The 15,986-nt window shown below is 40.7% G+C and carries 13 protein-coding genes and 2 pseudogenes; 9 read left to right on the plus strand and 6 right to left on the minus strand.

Annotated elements, in window-relative coordinates; genetic code table 11:
- The first annotated feature begins 127 nt into the window (after window positions 1-127).
- The 4 genes from EI164_RS09340 to EI164_RS09355 are packed head-to-tail and all read left to right on the plus strand — an operon-like array spanning window position 128 to window position 4,839.
- A complete protein-coding gene (locus EI164_RS09340) occupies window positions 128-634 on the plus strand; it encodes a spore coat protein U domain-containing protein (RefSeq protein WP_225739206.1) in 507 nt (168 codons plus the stop codon).
- 5 nt (window positions 635-639) lie between these two features.
- Window positions 640-1,401, plus strand: coding sequence for a molecular chaperone (locus EI164_RS09345; protein ID WP_192519696.1), 762 nt, complete (start codon window positions 640-642; stop codon window positions 1,399-1,401).
- 10 nt (window positions 1,402-1,411) lie between these two features.
- On the plus strand, window positions 1,412-3,817 hold the full coding sequence (locus EI164_RS09350; RefSeq protein ID WP_225739207.1) for a fimbria/pilus outer membrane usher protein: 2,406 nt from the start codon (window positions 1,412-1,414) through the stop codon (window positions 3,815-3,817).
- The gene (locus EI164_RS09355) at window positions 3,799-4,839 is read left to right on the plus strand and encodes a spore coat protein U domain-containing protein (protein WP_192519698.1); all 1,041 of its coding nucleotides are present in this window, start codon (window positions 3,799-3,801) and stop codon (window positions 4,837-4,839) included. Before EI164_RS09350 ends, EI164_RS09355 begins: the two co-directional genes overlap by 19 nt.
- A gap of 39 nt (window positions 4,840-4,878) precedes the next feature.
- On the opposite strand, the pseudogene EI164_RS09360 reads toward EI164_RS09355, so the two are convergent.
- Window positions 4,879-5,166: pseudogene (locus EI164_RS09360) on the minus strand (M48 family metallopeptidase); the annotation flags it as partial.
- A 79-nt stretch (window positions 5,167-5,245) separates the two neighbouring features.
- On the opposite strand from EI164_RS09360, the gene EI164_RS09365 reads away from it, so the two are divergent.
- Window positions 5,246-6,411 (plus strand): IS3 family transposase gene (locus tag EI164_RS09365; RefSeq protein ID WP_192519699.1). Its coding sequence is split into 2 segments (ribosomal slippage): window positions 5,246-5,504 and window positions 5,504-6,411, totalling 1,167 coding nucleotides; the frame shifts between segments, so codons are not numbered across the junction.
- 257 nt (window positions 6,412-6,668) lie between these two features.
- Here the strand turns inward: EI164_RS09365 and EI164_RS17015 are convergent.
- Both EI164_RS17015 and EI164_RS09370 read right to left on the minus strand, forming a co-directional pair.
- Window positions 6,669-6,794, minus strand: a pseudogene (locus EI164_RS17015) (transposase); the annotation flags it as partial.
- Between the two features lie 57 nt (window positions 6,795-6,851).
- A complete protein-coding gene (locus EI164_RS09370) occupies window positions 6,852-7,442 on the minus strand; it encodes a recombinase family protein (protein WP_068406590.1) in 591 nt (196 codons plus the stop codon).
- A 402-nt stretch (window positions 7,443-7,844) separates the two neighbouring features.
- Between EI164_RS09370 and EI164_RS17295 the strand changes: the two genes are divergently transcribed.
- The 4 genes from EI164_RS17295 to EI164_RS09385 all read left to right on the plus strand — a co-directional run bounded on the left by EI164_RS17295 (window position 7,845) and on the right by EI164_RS09385 (window position 10,856).
- Window positions 7,845-7,967: a hypothetical protein gene (locus tag EI164_RS17295; RefSeq protein ID WP_263972661.1), complete on the plus strand. Its 123-nt coding sequence runs from the start codon at window positions 7,845-7,847 to the stop codon at window positions 7,965-7,967.
- A gap of 57 nt (window positions 7,968-8,024) precedes the next feature.
- Window positions 8,025-9,494 carry an HAD-IA family hydrolase gene (locus EI164_RS09375; RefSeq protein ID WP_192519700.1) on the plus strand — a complete coding sequence of 490 codons (1,470 nt, stop codon included), beginning with the start codon at window positions 8,025-8,027 and terminating at the stop codon, window positions 9,492-9,494.
- A 4-nt stretch (window positions 9,495-9,498) separates the two neighbouring features.
- On the plus strand, window positions 9,499-10,488 hold the full coding sequence (locus EI164_RS09380; RefSeq protein ID WP_192519701.1) for a DNA-processing protein DprA: 990 nt from the start codon (window positions 9,499-9,501) through the stop codon (window positions 10,486-10,488).
- A gap of 113 nt (window positions 10,489-10,601) precedes the next feature.
- On the plus strand, window positions 10,602-10,856 hold the full coding sequence (locus EI164_RS09385; RefSeq protein ID WP_192519702.1) for a hypothetical protein: 255 nt from the start codon (window positions 10,602-10,604) through the stop codon (window positions 10,854-10,856).
- A gap of 214 nt (window positions 10,857-11,070) precedes the next feature.
- Here EI164_RS09385 and EI164_RS09390 read toward each other — a convergent pair whose 3' ends face one another.
- The 3 genes from EI164_RS09390 to EI164_RS09400 all read right to left on the minus strand — a co-directional run.
- Entirely contained in the window at window positions 11,071-14,172 is a 3,102-nt protein-coding gene (locus EI164_RS09390; RefSeq protein ID WP_192519703.1) for an HsdR family type I site-specific deoxyribonuclease, read from the minus strand.
- Window positions 14,165-15,358: a restriction endonuclease subunit S gene (locus tag EI164_RS09395; RefSeq protein ID WP_192519704.1), complete on the minus strand. Its 1,194-nt coding sequence runs from the start codon at window positions 15,356-15,358 to the stop codon at window positions 14,165-14,167. The genes EI164_RS09390 and EI164_RS09395 overlap by 8 nt, the downstream gene beginning before the upstream one ends.
- Window positions 15,355-15,986, minus strand: a 632-nt coding sequence (locus tag EI164_RS09400) for an N-6 DNA methylase (RefSeq protein WP_192519705.1), incomplete at its 5' end; no start/stop codon positions are given. The genes EI164_RS09395 and EI164_RS09400, both read right to left, overlap by 4 nt.

A 15,986-nucleotide genomic window follows, 5' to 3' on the forward strand; every position in this document is an offset into this window, starting at 1 on the left:
TGCTCGCTTGTGTCTTTATCTGGTTGCCCCTGATTTGAATTCTATACACACCCTAGTAGAAAAATGTTGTTTTTTTTATAATATATCACTTATATATCAATTGTTGTAAGATAACTGGAGTATTACCATGCAATTTAATAAATCCCTAATGACTGCTGCACTATTTGCTGTTGGTTCTTTAACTGCTTTTTCTGCAAATGCTGCAACTGCAACGCCTAAAAATTTTAAGGTCACTCTAAACGTTCTAGCAACTTGTAATATTACAGCAGGTAATGCTTCAGACATCGATCTTGGTACCGTTAATGATGGATCAGTGAAAACAGGTAACAATACAATCGTCGTAGCGTGTAGCTCTGGTACACCTTATAACGTTGGTTTGACATCAAGCACAAACGAGACTGACGGTACTGGGACTTTAACAGGACCTGGAACTGCTATAGGTTATGTGTTGACTCAAACCGCTGGTGCAGATGGTACACCTTGGGGTGATATTGTTGATACAAATACTCTTGCTGCTACCGGTAATGGTGTGACTGCTGATAATACTCATACTGTATATGCTACGACTACAACTTCTACCGACGTTGTTCCTGGTACTTATGATGATACCGTTACTGTAAATGTAACTTACTAGTATTTATGTTAAGTCTCTGGCTACGCCGTGTTGCGACACACAGTATTTTATCTGGCCTGCTGCTATATAGTGGTACAGCAATGGCGAGCGGCCTTCAGGTCTCTCCCATTTCCCTAAGTTTACAAGCCAAAGAAAATGCCAGTGGACTGACGCTGAGTAATACTGGTGACAATGAGGTACATGCGCAAGTGCGTGTGTACCAATGGTCTCAGGATGAAAAAGGCGATCAGCTCACCGCATCACGAGGATTATTGGCCAGTCCGCCAATGATTAAACTGCAACCGGGTGAAAAACAACTTATCCGGATTATTCGTGCATCTGCTCCACCAAGTGGCGTTGGTGCCGTAGAAAATAGCTATCGACTATCAATTGATGAGCTACCTATAAAATCTGTTGAGCAAAAGACTGGTTTACAGTTTGCGCTGAGCTATTCACTACCTGTATTTGTGAAGCCTGTTGGGATTACTGAAACCAGTCCCAAGCTGCAATGGAGCTATAGCCTGCAACCAGACGGTAAGCAGATGAATTTACGCGTCAGCAATAGCGGAAATGGTCATGCGCAATTGGCTGATCTGGGCATTATAGATACTGCTGGTAATAATATTAATATACATCAGGGTTTGCTAGGGTATGTTTTGCCAGGCGCCACCATGAACTGGACGCTGAAAATACCGCGCTCCGCACTGACGACAGGCGGTAAATTCAAGGTAATGATTAATGGAACTCAGACTACACAAAACATCACATTGGACGGTACCACTCGCTAAAGTACTTTTAATGCAGAGTGTAGTAATCTCTGTCAGTCATGCCGCCGCACTAAATGACGCTCCTCCTGCTACATCTACCCATGTCAATATTACTGATGCCAGACTTGCCCAACTCGACTTAAATGACGACACGGCTAGTGCTCGTGGTCTTGATTTATATTTAGACGTTACCCTCAACGGAGCTAGCGCTGGCTTAGCTCACTTTGATTATCGTGATGGCGAATTATGGGCGAGTATTGCAGTATTGCAGCAACTAGGTTTTATAGTGCCACCAGGTACTACAGATCCAGTACCGTTAAATAGTTTCGCCAATATCAAGGTGGACTATAACGCACGCATGCAATCTGTGAATATTGTAGCCCCCTTAAACACCCTAAATCTAAATACTACCATATTAAATACTTTGGATAGCCGACGCACTCAGGCCAGCTCTTCACCTGGGGTATTATTAAATTATAACCTCTATGGCTCACAAACAGAGAATAGCACAACCAATCTAAGCGCTTATACAGAGGTACGTGCCTTTAACGCTCATGGCGTATTAAGCTCGACCGCACTGACTACGGGTAACCGATTTTCTAATAATAATGATAACAAGCGTGATTGGGACAGTCGCACCGTGCGTCTCGATACCAGCTGGAGCCAGTCATTTCCTGACAAGCTGATTACGGTTCGTGCTGGTGACATACTTACAGGTGCACTGTCATGGACGCGGTCTACGCGTTTAGGTGGTCTGCAGATTGGTAGCAATTTTGATTTGCAACCTTATATGACGACCACTCCACTGCCATCATTCTTTGGTTCTGCTACTCTACCTTCTGCAGTAGAGCTCTATGTCAATGGTCTAAAGCAATATAGCGGCGACGTGCCTGCTGGCCCTTTTGAGATAAATACAGCCCCTAGCATCAGTGGAGCAGGGAATGCTCAGCTTGTATTGACCGATGCATTAGGTCAAAGCTCTACCGTTAATTTCTCGCTTTATGATACTCATCGATTATTACAGCCAGGTCTTTCTGATTGGTCAGTAGAGCTTGGTGCTGTCCGTGAAAACTATGGTATAAAATCTTTCGATTACGGCAGCGATATCGCTGCTAGTGGCACTTGGCGTTATGGGGTAAATAACCGATTCACCGCTGAGACCCATGCCGAAGCGACCAAGGATCTTGCTAATGCAGGGATTGGCGGCACATGGGTGTTAGGAGGACAAGGTGGTGTCTTGTTTGCATCATTAGCAGGCAGTGAAAGCCAAGGGAAAGGCGGATCACAATATAGTGCCAGCTACTCATGGAGTAACAATCGCTTTAATGTCGGTCTCAACACTTTAGGTACCAGTGGTCATTACCGTGATGTGGCAACCCAATACGGATCAACGCCCATACGTCAAAGCAATCAATTTTCAACAGGTTATAGTACCCAATCTCTAGGTAGTTTTGGAGTAAGTTATAACGAAGTGGACTATGCTGAAGAGGATACTGCAAAATTTGCTAGCGCCTACTGGAGCAAATCTTTGGGGCAACGCCTCAGCCTAAATGCTAGCTACAACCACGACCTTAATAATTCTGCTAATAACAGTGCCACAATCGGTGCCTCATTCTCGCTAGATCGTAATATTTCGCTCAATAGCAGTCTCCAGCATACTGACAATCGTAATGATTTTGTGGCTGATGTATCACAGTCAGCTCCGAGCGTAGGTGGTATCGGATGGCGAGCACAGGCTAGGCACAGTATCGATAACGGCATAAATGATAATACTAGCAGTGGTGGATTAGCAGAACTGAATTATCTTGGGCGTTATGGTCAGGTACAAGCAGGCGTCAGTAGTTACGATGGCAATCATTCTACCTTTGCTAGTGGCACAGGCTCTCTAGTTATGATGGGTGGTGGTTTATTTGCCGCACGCCAAATTAACGATGGCTTTGCCGTAGTATCCACTGATGGCGTCGCCGATGTACCTGTGTTGCTACAGAACAATGTCATTGGTACCACTAATAAGCGTGGTCTATTGCTGATATCACCGCTGAATGCTTATCAAGAGAACAAGATTGGTATTGATCCCATGGACTTACCCGCTGACCTGCGTATAGACAAAGTGGCTCTTGACGCTACACCGTCTGACCGCGCTGGTACTTTGGTGGCATTTGACATTACAGAAGCGCGCTCTGCCTCTGTTATTTTAAAAGACAGCAAAGATGAGTTTATACCGTTAGGCAGCCAAGCACGCTTAATCAGCAAAAAGAATACGCCAGCAGCAGTAGTTGGGTTTGATGGTGAAGTATACTTAGATACACTGGATGAGCATAATATCTTAGAAATAAGTACAACTTCTGGTGATATCTGCACTGTTAGCTTTGATTATCAGAAGCAGGGTGATGATATTCCACTCATTGGTCCACTCACTTGTCAGAAGGTAAAATGATGAAAATCTTTCAATGGCATTTTGGCCTTTACTTAGTTCCTTTGGCGTTTCTATTACCCACAAGTAATGCTCAAGCAGCAGTTAATTGTACAGCAATGATGGCTTCCGTTAATCTAGGTGACATTACACTAGCTAATGCTGATAATGAATCTATTACTGCAACCTTGAAATACGATTGTAGAAATACTTACGTGTTTTCAAGGAACGTATCTATCTGTCTTGCTGTTGATGGTGGTGATTATGATCAAACCGATGTTTTTCCACGTTACATGAAAAATACTACTCCCACTCCTAGTTTAGCATTTACAATGAAATTGCCTAATAATACTATTTGGGGTAGCCGAAACTATACTGGTGGTTCGGAATACAAAACAGTCGTAAACGTCCCTGGAGGAACAACTACCTCATTCAATGTACCTATTCAAATCTCTTTATCTTCTGGATATAATAACATTAGTGCCACACCCGGAAATTATACTAATAATTTCGTTGCTGGTAGTACTGCAATGGCAGTTGACATCAGCAGTTTGTTTAACCTTACCCCTAATTGCTCAAGTAAGGGACTAAAACCAAACGAATTCCCGTTCACAGTCCAAGCCAATGTACTTAAAGAATGTAAAATTACTGCTAATCCCGGCGTTATTAGTTTGGGCAGTGAGCCAGCGGGCGAAAAAAATCTTTCTAGTAATGGTAAAATTGGTGTGACCTGCACAAAAACTACTCCTTATAATATTGGCTTGGCTCCAAAGACTCCTAATCCCATTGGCAACACAAATGGTGGAGGTTTTTTGAACGGAACTGGAGGTAATACTGATAAGGTGCCGTATCAACTGCGTTCGGCTGTTGGCACTAATGGTAAAAAATGGGGCAATAACGGTAGTACTATTGATACCCTGACCAACGGCGTAACCGGAACTGGTAGCGGAGCAGAACAATTAAATAATGTATACGTTACTGTTCCGAGTGCTGATTTTAAGCCAGATACCTATACAGATACTGTAACTATTCACGTGAATTACTGAAGTTCTAATAACAATTATTGGTAGACATTTTCAAAGCTATTACTCATTCAAATAAAGCTCAGCCATGCTATCGAGCTGCGTCTTAACTTCTCTCCAATGAGGCATGACCTGAGTGAGCAGTCGCCAGAATCGGTCACTGTGATTGTATTCAGCAATATGACACAGCTCATGCAAGATCACGTAGTCGATACATTCTTTGGGGGATTTAACCAAATGCGGATTGAGGACTAAGTTGCCTTGAGTGGAGCAGCTGCCCCATTGTTTTTTCATCGATAGTATTTTAAAGGTAGGGGAGCCATTTACCCAATTGGCTTGCGGCAATACGGCAGCAAGGCGCTCTGTGAGCTATGCTGAAGAAACCGTACAACTAAACTTGGTAAACTAAGCACAATTATAGGAGTTTACCATGACCAAGAAATTAAGAACCTACAGTAACGAATTTAAAGCTGAAGCTGTCAAGAAGATAGCAGATAATAATGGCAATATTTCAGCGACTGCAAAGCAGCTTGGCATTGCCATGCAAACGCTATCAAATTGGCATAACAAAGCCAATCAAGGCAAGCTTGTCGGCACAGAGCAATACGATCCTGACCTTATGAGTGCTCTTCAAGAAATAAAGCAGCTCAAGCGGCAGCTCAAAGTGGCTGAAGAGGAACGCGAAATACTAAAAAAGGCGACGGCGTACTTCGCGAGAAACAGTTAGTCAGGTACGCCTTTATCAAAGACAACCAGCAAGTCTTTAGCATTAGTAGCATGTGCCGCGTACTACAGGTTAAACCCTCAAGCTACTATGACTGGCTAGGTCGTCATATCAGCTGTCAGCAGGTACATCGTAATCAGTGCGAGTTACTGGTTAAAGCCGCTCACAATGAAACGAAAGAACGTTATGGCGCAGATCGACTGCATGCTCATCTAAGCGAGCAAGGGCATGACATTAGCCTATATATGGTAAGAAGCATCAAAGAGGAACACGGCATTAAATGTCGTCGTCATAAGCGCTTTAAAGTCACCACTGACTCCGATCATAACAAACTGGTCTATCCAAACGTGCTCGATCAGAAGTTTGACACCAGTCGCCCTAACCAAGCATGGGTAAGCGATATTACTTATATCTGGACACATGAGGGCTGGTTGTATTTAGCGGGAGTCAAAGACTTATATACCAAAGAGCTGGTCGGCTATGCGATCAACAAACGCATGACCGCAGATTTGGTCTGTCGCGCATTGAACATGGCCATCAGGAATAAACGTCCAAACAAAGGGCTAATCGTTCACTCTGACAGAGGCAGTCAGTATTGCAGTCACGCCTACCACAAGACCATTAAGCAGCATCAATTTACAGGCTCAATGAGCGCTAAAGGTAATTGCTTCGACAATGCTCCAATAGAAAGCTTCTGGGGCATATTGAAGAATGAGTTGGTATATCATAAGGATTATAAAACTAGATTTGCCGCCATTACCGATATCATTAGATACATCGAGCTATATTACAACCAGACTAGGATTCAAAAGGGCTTGAGCTATAAATCGCCAAGACAGGTGTGGTTTGATTATTATCGTCAGGCTGCGTAATTAAAATCTCCCAAGTTTATGTATACGGATTCGACGGCAGGGGTCAGTTAATGTTGTGCTTAAAGTAATCTAGTGCAAACAGCATCTTTTCATAGAGAGCACCGATAACGTTGGTTCGCTTTTTACCTTGCCAGTTGTAGCTATCGATACAAGGCTTACCAATCGGTGCATAACCATGAGAGCGAATGGTCTCGTGCTCAAAGCCGCGCGCGTATATATAAACGATGGGATAGCCTTGCTGCCTAAAGCTATTAAGCTTACTGTGGTATATCGCTCTTTTGATCGGACAGGCTTTTGGATGCTCTAAGGTCTTTTTTTTGACTGATGCCTAGGCGCTTTAGGGCATGATAAATGCCTGTTTTACTACAGTTTAAGCGACGAGAGTATCGTGTCTATAAAAAAGACAAACTGTTATTTAAAATACCTCAACTATTCAGCTGTTAGCCCTGCTTTAACACCCGATAGACCGTAGCCACCCCAACACCAACCGCCTTAGCAATCTCCTCTTTCGTCATATTGTTTTGACTGGCTAATTCTTTAATACGATTGTGTTTCGTTGTATTAGGCTTCTTACCAGTGGGCTTATAACCACTGTTCGCCAACCCCTGCTTAATACGCTCTCTACGCTTATCGTTATCAAGCTTTGCCATCGTTGCTAATAAGTCGATCAGCATATGGTTAATCACTGTTAGGATCTCACCTGTCATGCCTTTACTTACCGTATGCGTAGTTGGTAGATCAGCCACCACCAATCGCAAGCCCTTGTCTTTGATGCGCTGCTTTAGAATTGCAAAATCATCTTGAGATAGCCTGCTTAATCTGTCCACGCTTTCAACCAGCAGAATATCGCCTTGATCAGCGTCCTTTAATAGCTTAGCTAATACTGGCCTATCGAGCTTTGTACCACTGAAATGCTCAACGTACTCAACAAGGTTATCGTTATAGCTTTGGCTAAAGCTAATCAAGTCAGACAAGGCTCTCTTAGCGTCTTGATCCTTAGTGCTGGCTCTCACATAAATACGAACGGTCATAACGCCACCTATATTATTTAGACTTATAAATTAATGTCCATTGATAATATCATGATATTAATATCATTTAATAATAGAAATAAGTCTAATGATAGATAGAGTATCGTTTAGAGGTTTTATTTTTTAGGTATAGTCTATTGATAGAAGAAAAGCACAGCAACCAGCCCTATAATTCAAAAGTCTGTTATAGATGGTTCCATGTTAACAGTCTGTTTTAAGTAGTCTGTTAATAGATTAGAAGGGCAAAATAACTAGTTCCCTTGGGGTATACTTTGCAAGAGGTCTGTTCAGAATGTTTTAGCTGGCTCTTTATGCAACACTTGAGTCCAAATAAGACTTTAATGCTACGATGCTAGTTGAAAGTAAAGAGTGTTTATCAATTAAATGAAGGTAGACAATATTATGACGAATAAAAATAACTGGGCCTATATATGGGTTTGCCATTTGTTGACAACTGCTACACCAGTAGAAAAACTACCATTTGGTTGGTGCGTTTATTGTGAAGCAGTAGAGTTTGAAGATTGAAACGGAAAAACCGCTGCTAAATATAATTAAAAGTAATTTTTATAGGGATTAAAAATTTTGAATAATAATTCTAATGAACTAATAGCAGTTATTTTTGATTTCGATAACACTATAGCGCCAACAGATTGTTTGGAAAGGTTTAGAACTACACGTGATGAAAAGGGCTTAGAAAAGCACTTGAGAGAACAAGAGCTTAAGTTGTTTGATGGTATAGAGTATCTATTTAATCACCTTTGCCATAATCAAATACCTTTAGCTATTGTAACTAATTCGCCGCGTTGGTACATAAATCGCTTATTAGATCATTTCATTATTCCAAATCATTTTGATGCAGTTATTTCCTATGATGATGTCGGTCCTGATAATAAGAAGCCGAGTTCGAAAGGGATAACATTGGCACTAGAGAAAATGGGGCTAAAAAGCTCACAAAACATTCTATATGTTGGTGATGATAAAAACGATGTAATTGCTGCTTATAGAGCAGGAATTAAGCCTATTATTGGGAAGTGGACTATTAGTAAAGAACCTATTTCATATATGCCTGCTGGCGTTTTTTCAATTACTGACTTAGTCGATATGGTAATGAAAGGGGTAGGTGAACTTGAATTATTAGCAGAGGTTTTGGCTACGAATTCAGGCAAAGGAGCTGGTAAGCCCAATGTGTTACCACTTGATCAAGACTCCAAACTAGTTTACCACAATAAAGATGCATCCATTTTTAGCTTTGGAAGGTATTTTCCATTAAGCTCTGAAGCGTCAGCAAGTATTCATAAAAACCATCTTTTAACACAGCATGTCTTAGAGAAAATTGATGCTGGGTCTAGCTATCAAGTACCTTCTTACTGGATGGTGATTTTCAGAGAGTTTATAAAAAACCTTGAAAAATTTAAAAACATAAATTTCGATATCATTACAGTCGTTCCAGCAAAAAAAGATAAGGTTAAGCGTTTAGAAAAGATGCTATCTAATATAGAACTGACATGGAGTACATCAGACAGCTTATTTCTTGAAGATCTTTTTTATTTTGAGGATGGTACTTCTTCGACTAAGACATTGAATCGCTCTGAAAGATATGTACAAATCGATAAAACTCTCAAGGTAACCCATCAGCAAAGCTCTAAAATAAAAGGTGCAAATATTATAGTTATTGATGATGTGAGTACTTCTGGTGCTACTCTATCCAGCGCTATAAAAACTTTATACTCTTATGGTGCAAACCAAGTATATGGGTTATGTATAGCTAAAACAGTTAGTCTGCCTGAAGATAAATCTTGTCCTAAATGCCGAACTAAACTTAGGATACAAACAAATAAGAAGACAGGTGGCCAGTTCTGGTACTGCCCAAAGAAGTCTGAGAATGGTAAGTATTTAGATCATTTTACAGAAGATATAAAGGAGAAGGACTGTCCAAAATGCGGACGCCCTATGTTTAAGCGTGCTAATAGTAGAGATGGAAGTGTCTTCTTAGGGTGTTCAGGATTCAGAAGTCCAGAAAATAAATGTTCACATACTGAAAAGGCTAGTTGATTAAATGATATCTGAAAAGACATATAAGTTATTGGTAATATCTAAAATCCCTTTCGTGGGAAAAGCTAGTCTCAATACCATTGCCAATCAAATTTCAGATTGGGATTTGCCCTTACAAGACTTAGCTTCTAAATATTTTGGAGTCATTCCTAGAGTAACCTCAACTAAAATATCTAAAGAGTATATTAGTTGGGCTGATAAAATGGTATCTATTGCTGAGGAGGCTGATGATTTTATCATTTCCCAACAGGATGAAGCTTACCCTAAGTTGTTATCTAAAACCAAGGATGCTCCAGCATTTTTATATTGCCGGGGCAATATGGAACTGTTAAATAAACCAAGTATTGCTATTATCGGTACTCGTGAGCCCAGTGAGGATGGAAAAGTAATCTGTGATCGTGTAACTAAATGGTTTACTGAAAAAGACTGGGTGATAGTAAGCGGACTCGCTCTTGGTGTAGATACTATTGCGCATAGCAGCTGTATAAAAAATAGTGGGAATACTATAGTTGTTTATGGAAACCATCTTAATAAAATATATCCAGCTGAGAATGTAGAGCTTGTTAATGAGGTTCTATCAACTGATGGCTTATTAATTTCTGAATACCCATATGATAATAAAGCTCATAGGTCTCAATTTGTAGAAAGAGATCGCATCCAAGCTGGCTTATCAGCTGGTGTCGTTTTAGTTCAGTCAGACCTGACAGGTGGGAGTATGCATGCCTCGAAATCTATTTTAAGGTATGACAGGTATTTAATAGTCTTAAACCAATCAAGGAAAGATATCAATAATAGAGTAAATAAAATAGAAGCTAATATTTTTTTATTAAATGAAAGCTTTGAAAAAATAAAAGCTAATCTAGGAATTAAGATTGTCAATGATAAGAAAATTATACGTCTGATGCATAAAGATGAATATGGAAAAGTTAATAAATTATTACTAGATTGCTATCAAGAGGTTTCGTCTGAAACAAAAGGTGATTTATTTTCATAGTATAGTAATCTGAGTCTAAAGTGCTATAGATATATAGTTAGGGCGGTTCAGTTTTGCGACCGCTAGGAAGCGGCAGATTGTATTCTTTAACTTAATTAATGAGAAAGTCCAACATGGCTAACTACGACATACAGGATAATAGCTTACCAAAGAAACCGGATGGCTACGCAAATATTTATATCACCACTACAAGCGGTGGAATTACTAAAGATAAGCAATTAGGAAAATTTGGTGTGGAATTAGACCGCACTCGTAAGCTTGATTCCCTCATCATTAAGATGGCAGAGTCTAACCCTGAAGCGCTTGATACACTTATTCTTAGTATTCGTGTCGCCCTTATAAACGAGAACAAATCCAATGGTTGTTGAGAGTTAATGCCCAAGTAGTCTAGCCTTTCTTAAAAACTGTGTAACTGCTTATAATCCACTAACCGGAGAATAAGCAGTTACACAGAATTCGGGATGGGCTCGCTTGAGTGGATGAAATTGACGGCAGGGGTCAGATTAATCCCTGCCGTCAAACCTGTAAAGTTTAACTTGGGTATTTTAGTTGCGCAGCATCTAGAGCACTCACCATCATCGATCACACCTTTCCACCCACACCTTTAAACTTCTCAACAAAAGCCGATATTTTCTGAAAAACGCTTTGCTTTTTGGTTAGGTACTGCGGATTAAGAGGACTTAGCTTAGGTAGGACCTCATTTAGCTCCGTACCATTCTCACTGGCGTATTCACGCTTTAAAGATGCCGTTATATAACGCTTAGCCGCCTCTTCATTAAGATTTTCAGCAGCAATCATATCTTGCGCCTCACGCTGCTGCTCTATTTGAGCAAAGCTAAAGAAGGCCTCAATGATGCTAGATTTATCAGGGATATTATCTAGGTTGGTTTTATTGATGAAATCTACTACCAGGCTTTCTTTAGCACGATTACCAAGGCTTGCTCGAATCACTCGGCGTACTTCTTCAACCAAGGCAGTTTTATCTTTGGTGTTTTTATTATGCTCAAAAATCAACTCAAGGATATAGTCTAGATTGATCTCTTGTGATTTGAGCAAATCTATCTCAAAAACCACTTCATCCCAATCAAGCGAGGACTCGCTTTGATCCTTGGCGGCTTTCTCACGGCGCAGCCAATCACGTATGTCGTTATACGTTGATCGATAGTCTTGTACTTCTCGTTCAGCAGGTACATCGATGCTTTGCATGGCAGCAAGATCTTCATCCGTCAAATAATGCTCAGCTTTAAATACCTCAACTGCCTCATCATCAGTAATATCTATGCTTTGAAGCGCTTTTAGGCTCGCAAACTCATCATAGTTTTGTAAGATGTTCTCGACACGTAGGTACTCACCAAATAACTTAGCAAAGTCCTTTTTGTCCGCCTCTTTGACGATCTCATCAGGGTTAGGAAAGCGTTGCTGTAGCTCCTTAATAACCTCCAAATAGCCACGTCGTGCTTTGCCTGTCGCAATATCAGTAAAGCCTTCTAGGTACTCCCTATAACTTTTTTCTAACACGACGTTCTTAGTGTTTCTATCCCCAAATAAGGTGATGGCATCAATGGTCGCTTGCTCTAAGTCACGAAACGTCACGATGTTACCAAAGGTCTTAGTGGCATCATAAATGCGGTTAGTCCTTGAGAACGCTTGCATCAGACCGTGATAGCGTAGGTTTTTATCAACATAGAGCGTGTTTAAGGTTGGCGCATCAAAACCTGTCAGGAACATACCGACAACAATCAGTAAGTCCACATCCTGCTTAATAACGCGTCCTGCAAGATCACGGTAGTAATTTTGAAAAGACTTACTATCTACGCCGTAATTGGTTTTAAACATCTCGTTGTAATCATTAATAGCACGGCTTAAAAACTCTTTGGCACTGCTATTCATGGCGGTAGGCTCAAAGCCTTCGTCAGCAATGTCACCGATTGCGTCTTGTTCTTCATTGGCAGCATAAGAAAAGATAGTGGCAATCTTTAAGGGCCTCTCGCTGTCCTTTTGTAGCTGACTCAAGACTTCATAGTAAGCCTTTGCCGCGTCCACACTACTAACAGCAAACATGGCATTAAAGCCTTTACCACTTCCTTTTAAGCGATGGGTTTTTTGCCTAAAGCTTTTTAAAACGTACTTTGAGATCTCTTCAATACGATCAGGGTGTAATAACAGCTGCTTATTTTCAGCAGCTGTGAGTTTCTTCTCATCTTGCTCGCTTTCAATGGCTTGAAACTGCGGGCGTACATCATTGTAGTCCACCTTAAACTTCAAGACCTTCTCATCACGAATGGCATCAGTGATAACGTATGAATGCAGCTCATGGCCAAAGACACTGGCAGTCGTCTCTGCACCTAAAGCGTTCTCTGGGAAGATAGGGGTGCCTGTAAAACCAAACTGGTAGTACTTTTTAAACTTCTTTTTTAAGTTCTTTTGTGCTTCACCAAACTGGCTACGGTGTGCCTCATCAAAGATAAACACCACTTGTTTATTATAAATGGGTAAATCAGCCTCACCTTTGATTAGGTTGTTTAGCTTTTGAATGGTGGTGACAACAATTTTATTATCGTCTTTTTCAAGGTTGCGCTTGAGTCCTGCGGTACTGTCGGAGCCATTAACGCTATCAGGGGAGAAGCGCTGGTACTCTTTCATGGTTTGATAATCAAGATCTTTACGATCAACCACAAAAAACACCTTATCAACAAAAGGCAGCGATGTTGCTAATCGGGCAGCTTTAAAACTGGTTAAGGTCTTACCTGAGCCTGTGGTATGCCAAATATAGCCGCCACTCTCAAGAGTGCTCCACTTTTTGGATTGATAGGCACTGTTTATTTTCCATAAGATGCGCTCAGTAGCAGCGATCTGATACGGACGCATCACTAATGAGGTATTACTCACATCAAAGACGGTGTAATGCATCAGCACGTTTAATAGGGTATTTTTTTGAAAGAAGGTCGCGGTAAAATCTTTTAGATCTTTGATTAGGGTGTTATCTGATCGCGCCCAGTTCATGGTGAAATCAAAGCTGTTTTTATTGCGTTTGGTGGTATTGGCAAAGTAGCGGGTATCGGTGCCATTTGAGATCACAAACAGCTGTAGATATTTATATAAGGAGTTATCGGAGTTAAAGCTTTCTTTGCTATAACGATGTACTTGGTTAAATGCTTCGCGAATGGCGATACCACGTTTTTTAAGCTCAATTTGCACAAGCGGCAAGCCATTGACCAAAATAGTCACATCGTAGCGATTGGCTTGTGTGCCCTTTTGAGCAAACTGCTTAATGACCTGTACTTTGTTACGTGGGATGTTTTTTTTGTCCAGCAGGGCAATGTTCTGCAGGTGCCCATCATCAAAGGTAAAATCATAGATATGATCATCATGAATCTTTCGAGCTTTGTCCGTGATGTTATCACTAGGATTATCAAGATATTCCATAACAAAACGCTGCCACTCAGCATCTGTAAACTGCACCTCATTTAAGGTCTGCAGCTGTACACGTACGTTGGCCAGCATGGTTTCAGGTGAATTTAAACCAGGGACAAACTCATATCCCTGGTTTTGTAAGTCTTTAAGTAGTTCACGCTCTAGATCGTCTTCAGTCTGATACCCCCCATCAGGCTGATCGCACTTGGTATATTTATTTAAAACGATAAAATTATTCGATTCAGCAATGGTTTTTGTTTGGTCAGTCATGAGATTCTACCTCAGGCTTGGGGAAGCTTAACAGCAGGTCACGGTAATATTCATATTGCTGCTGACGTAGCTCTATTTCACGCGGCAGGCCTTCGGTCAGCGATGTGGTTAAGGCGTCGAATTTATCGAGAATAGAAACGATGCGCTCTTTTTCTTCCAGAGAAGGATTAGGTATCTTGATACTATTTAAATTCTTTTGATTTAATTTTGGTTGCGCTGCACCTGAGATATACGGAGTTAAATCAATGCTATTCAAAAAATATTCAACGTATTTCCTTTCCGCATAGGTTTCAAACTTAAGTACGTGTGCATGATTATTAACCCAATTCTTGCCGCTAATACTGAAGGCTATCGGCGTGCTTCTCGCTACTAAGTTTGCCCCATCTTCAGAAACTAATAAGTAATCACCATCAAAAATATAATCTTTAACATAGTCTACAATGCCCGATGCTCCGTAATATGGAATATCGCCTGGCTCTCTTAAACTACTAGATATGGGTTTACGCTTCGAATCAAGATTCTCTGCAATATCACCTAACGTTTTCCACTCAACCTCTCCCTCTTCAAACGTCAGTAACTCATCACGATAGTACGCATACTGCTGCTGACGTGCTGTAAGTTCTGCTGTAAGTTCTGCTGTAAGTTCGGTAAATGTGTCTAAAATTCGGACGATTTCTGTTTGGATGTGAATAGGTGGAATCGGGATAGATATATGAAGAACATCATACATACTGGGATGTTTAATACCAGATCCTCTGTAGAATGAGGATATTAAATCAATTTGACTTAATAGATAATAATAAAGAAATTTATTATTAAGCAAGTCTGTGTCAGCTGATGTAGCAATACGGTTATCAGTGGTTAAAAACTTACCCTTATAATACTGAACTACCGGATTGCCACCCCAAGGAATTGCTATCACTTCACCTTCACTTACCTTTTCACCCGCAAGCTCTTCACTTGTCCAAAGATTTGATAAATTTGTAGTTAAAAGCTTAACGTTACCGTTTTCTATAGCCAATGACTTCAAATCTTTTGCAAGAAAATAATGGTATTTTATAACCCTAGGTTGCTTATCTCTTTCAACAGCATTAAATTTTTTATCCCAGATAGTAACCTGCCAAAGCAACTTCCACTCAACCTCAACCCCATCAAGTAGCTTCTCTATGTAACCTAAGTGACTCATGCCTCAATCTCCGCAACGATTTTATCGATATCAGCACGCAACTTATCAATCTTAGCAACTGTCGTTTTAAGCTCGATATTTAAAGTTTTAATATCAATAACCTCTCTTGTATCTTCCGCTTCTACGTAAGCACTTACCGATAAGTTATAGTCATTTTTAGCAATGGCGCTGTTATCAACACTGGCAGATAAATAATCCGTATCTTCTTTAGTATCAAACAACGTCATGATCTGCTCAATATGCGCATCGGTTAACACATTGGTATTGGTCTCTGATTTAAACAGCTTACTGGCATCAATAAACTGCGTCTTACCCTCTGTTTTGTGCTTGGATAGCACTAAGATATTAACCGATATACTGGTTCCAAAGAATAAGTTGGGAGCAAGACCAATCACCGTCTCTACATAGTTGTTATCTACCAAATACTGACGGATCTTTTGTTCAGCACCGCCGCGATAGAATATTCCAGGGAAGCAAACAATAGCGGCGCGGCCCTTACTCGATAAGTAATTTAATGCATGCAGCACAAAAGCAAAGTCCGCCTTTGATTTAGGGGCCAATACACCCGCTGGCGCAAAACGCTCATCATTAATTAAGGTCGGATCATCACTACCAATCCATTTCACTG

This window comes from Psychrobacter sp. FME13, assembly GCF_014861395.1.
Lineage (GTDB): Bacteria > Pseudomonadota > Gammaproteobacteria > Pseudomonadales > Moraxellaceae > Psychrobacter.

Coding starts and splice junctions, on each gene's coding strand:
- EI164_RS09395 (WP_192519704.1), bottom strand. CDS start 15,358: ATGAGTCACTTAGGTTACATAGAGAAGCTACTTGATGGGGTTGAGGTT.
- EI164_RS09380 (WP_192519701.1), top strand. CDS start 9,499: ATGATATCTGAAAAGACATATAAGTTATTGGTAATATCTAAAATCCCT.
- EI164_RS09345 (WP_192519696.1), top strand. CDS start 640: ATGTTAAGTCTCTGGCTACGCCGTGTTGCGACACACAGTATTTTATCT.
- EI164_RS17295 (WP_263972661.1), top strand. CDS start 7,845: ATGACGAATAAAAATAACTGGGCCTATATATGGGTTTGCCATTTGTTG.
- EI164_RS09370 (WP_068406590.1), bottom strand. CDS start 7,442: ATGACCGTTCGTATTTATGTGAGAGCCAGCACTAAGGATCAAGACGCT.
- EI164_RS09390 (WP_192519703.1), bottom strand. CDS start 14,172: ATGACTGACCAAACAAAAACCATTGCTGAATCGAATAATTTTATCGTT.
- EI164_RS09385 (WP_192519702.1), top strand. CDS start 10,602: ATGGCTAACTACGACATACAGGATAATAGCTTACCAAAGAAACCGGAT.
- EI164_RS09350 (WP_225739207.1), top strand. CDS start 1,412: ATGCAGAGTGTAGTAATCTCTGTCAGTCATGCCGCCGCACTAAATGAC.
- EI164_RS09340 (WP_225739206.1), top strand. CDS start 128: ATGCAATTTAATAAATCCCTAATGACTGCTGCACTATTTGCTGTTGGT.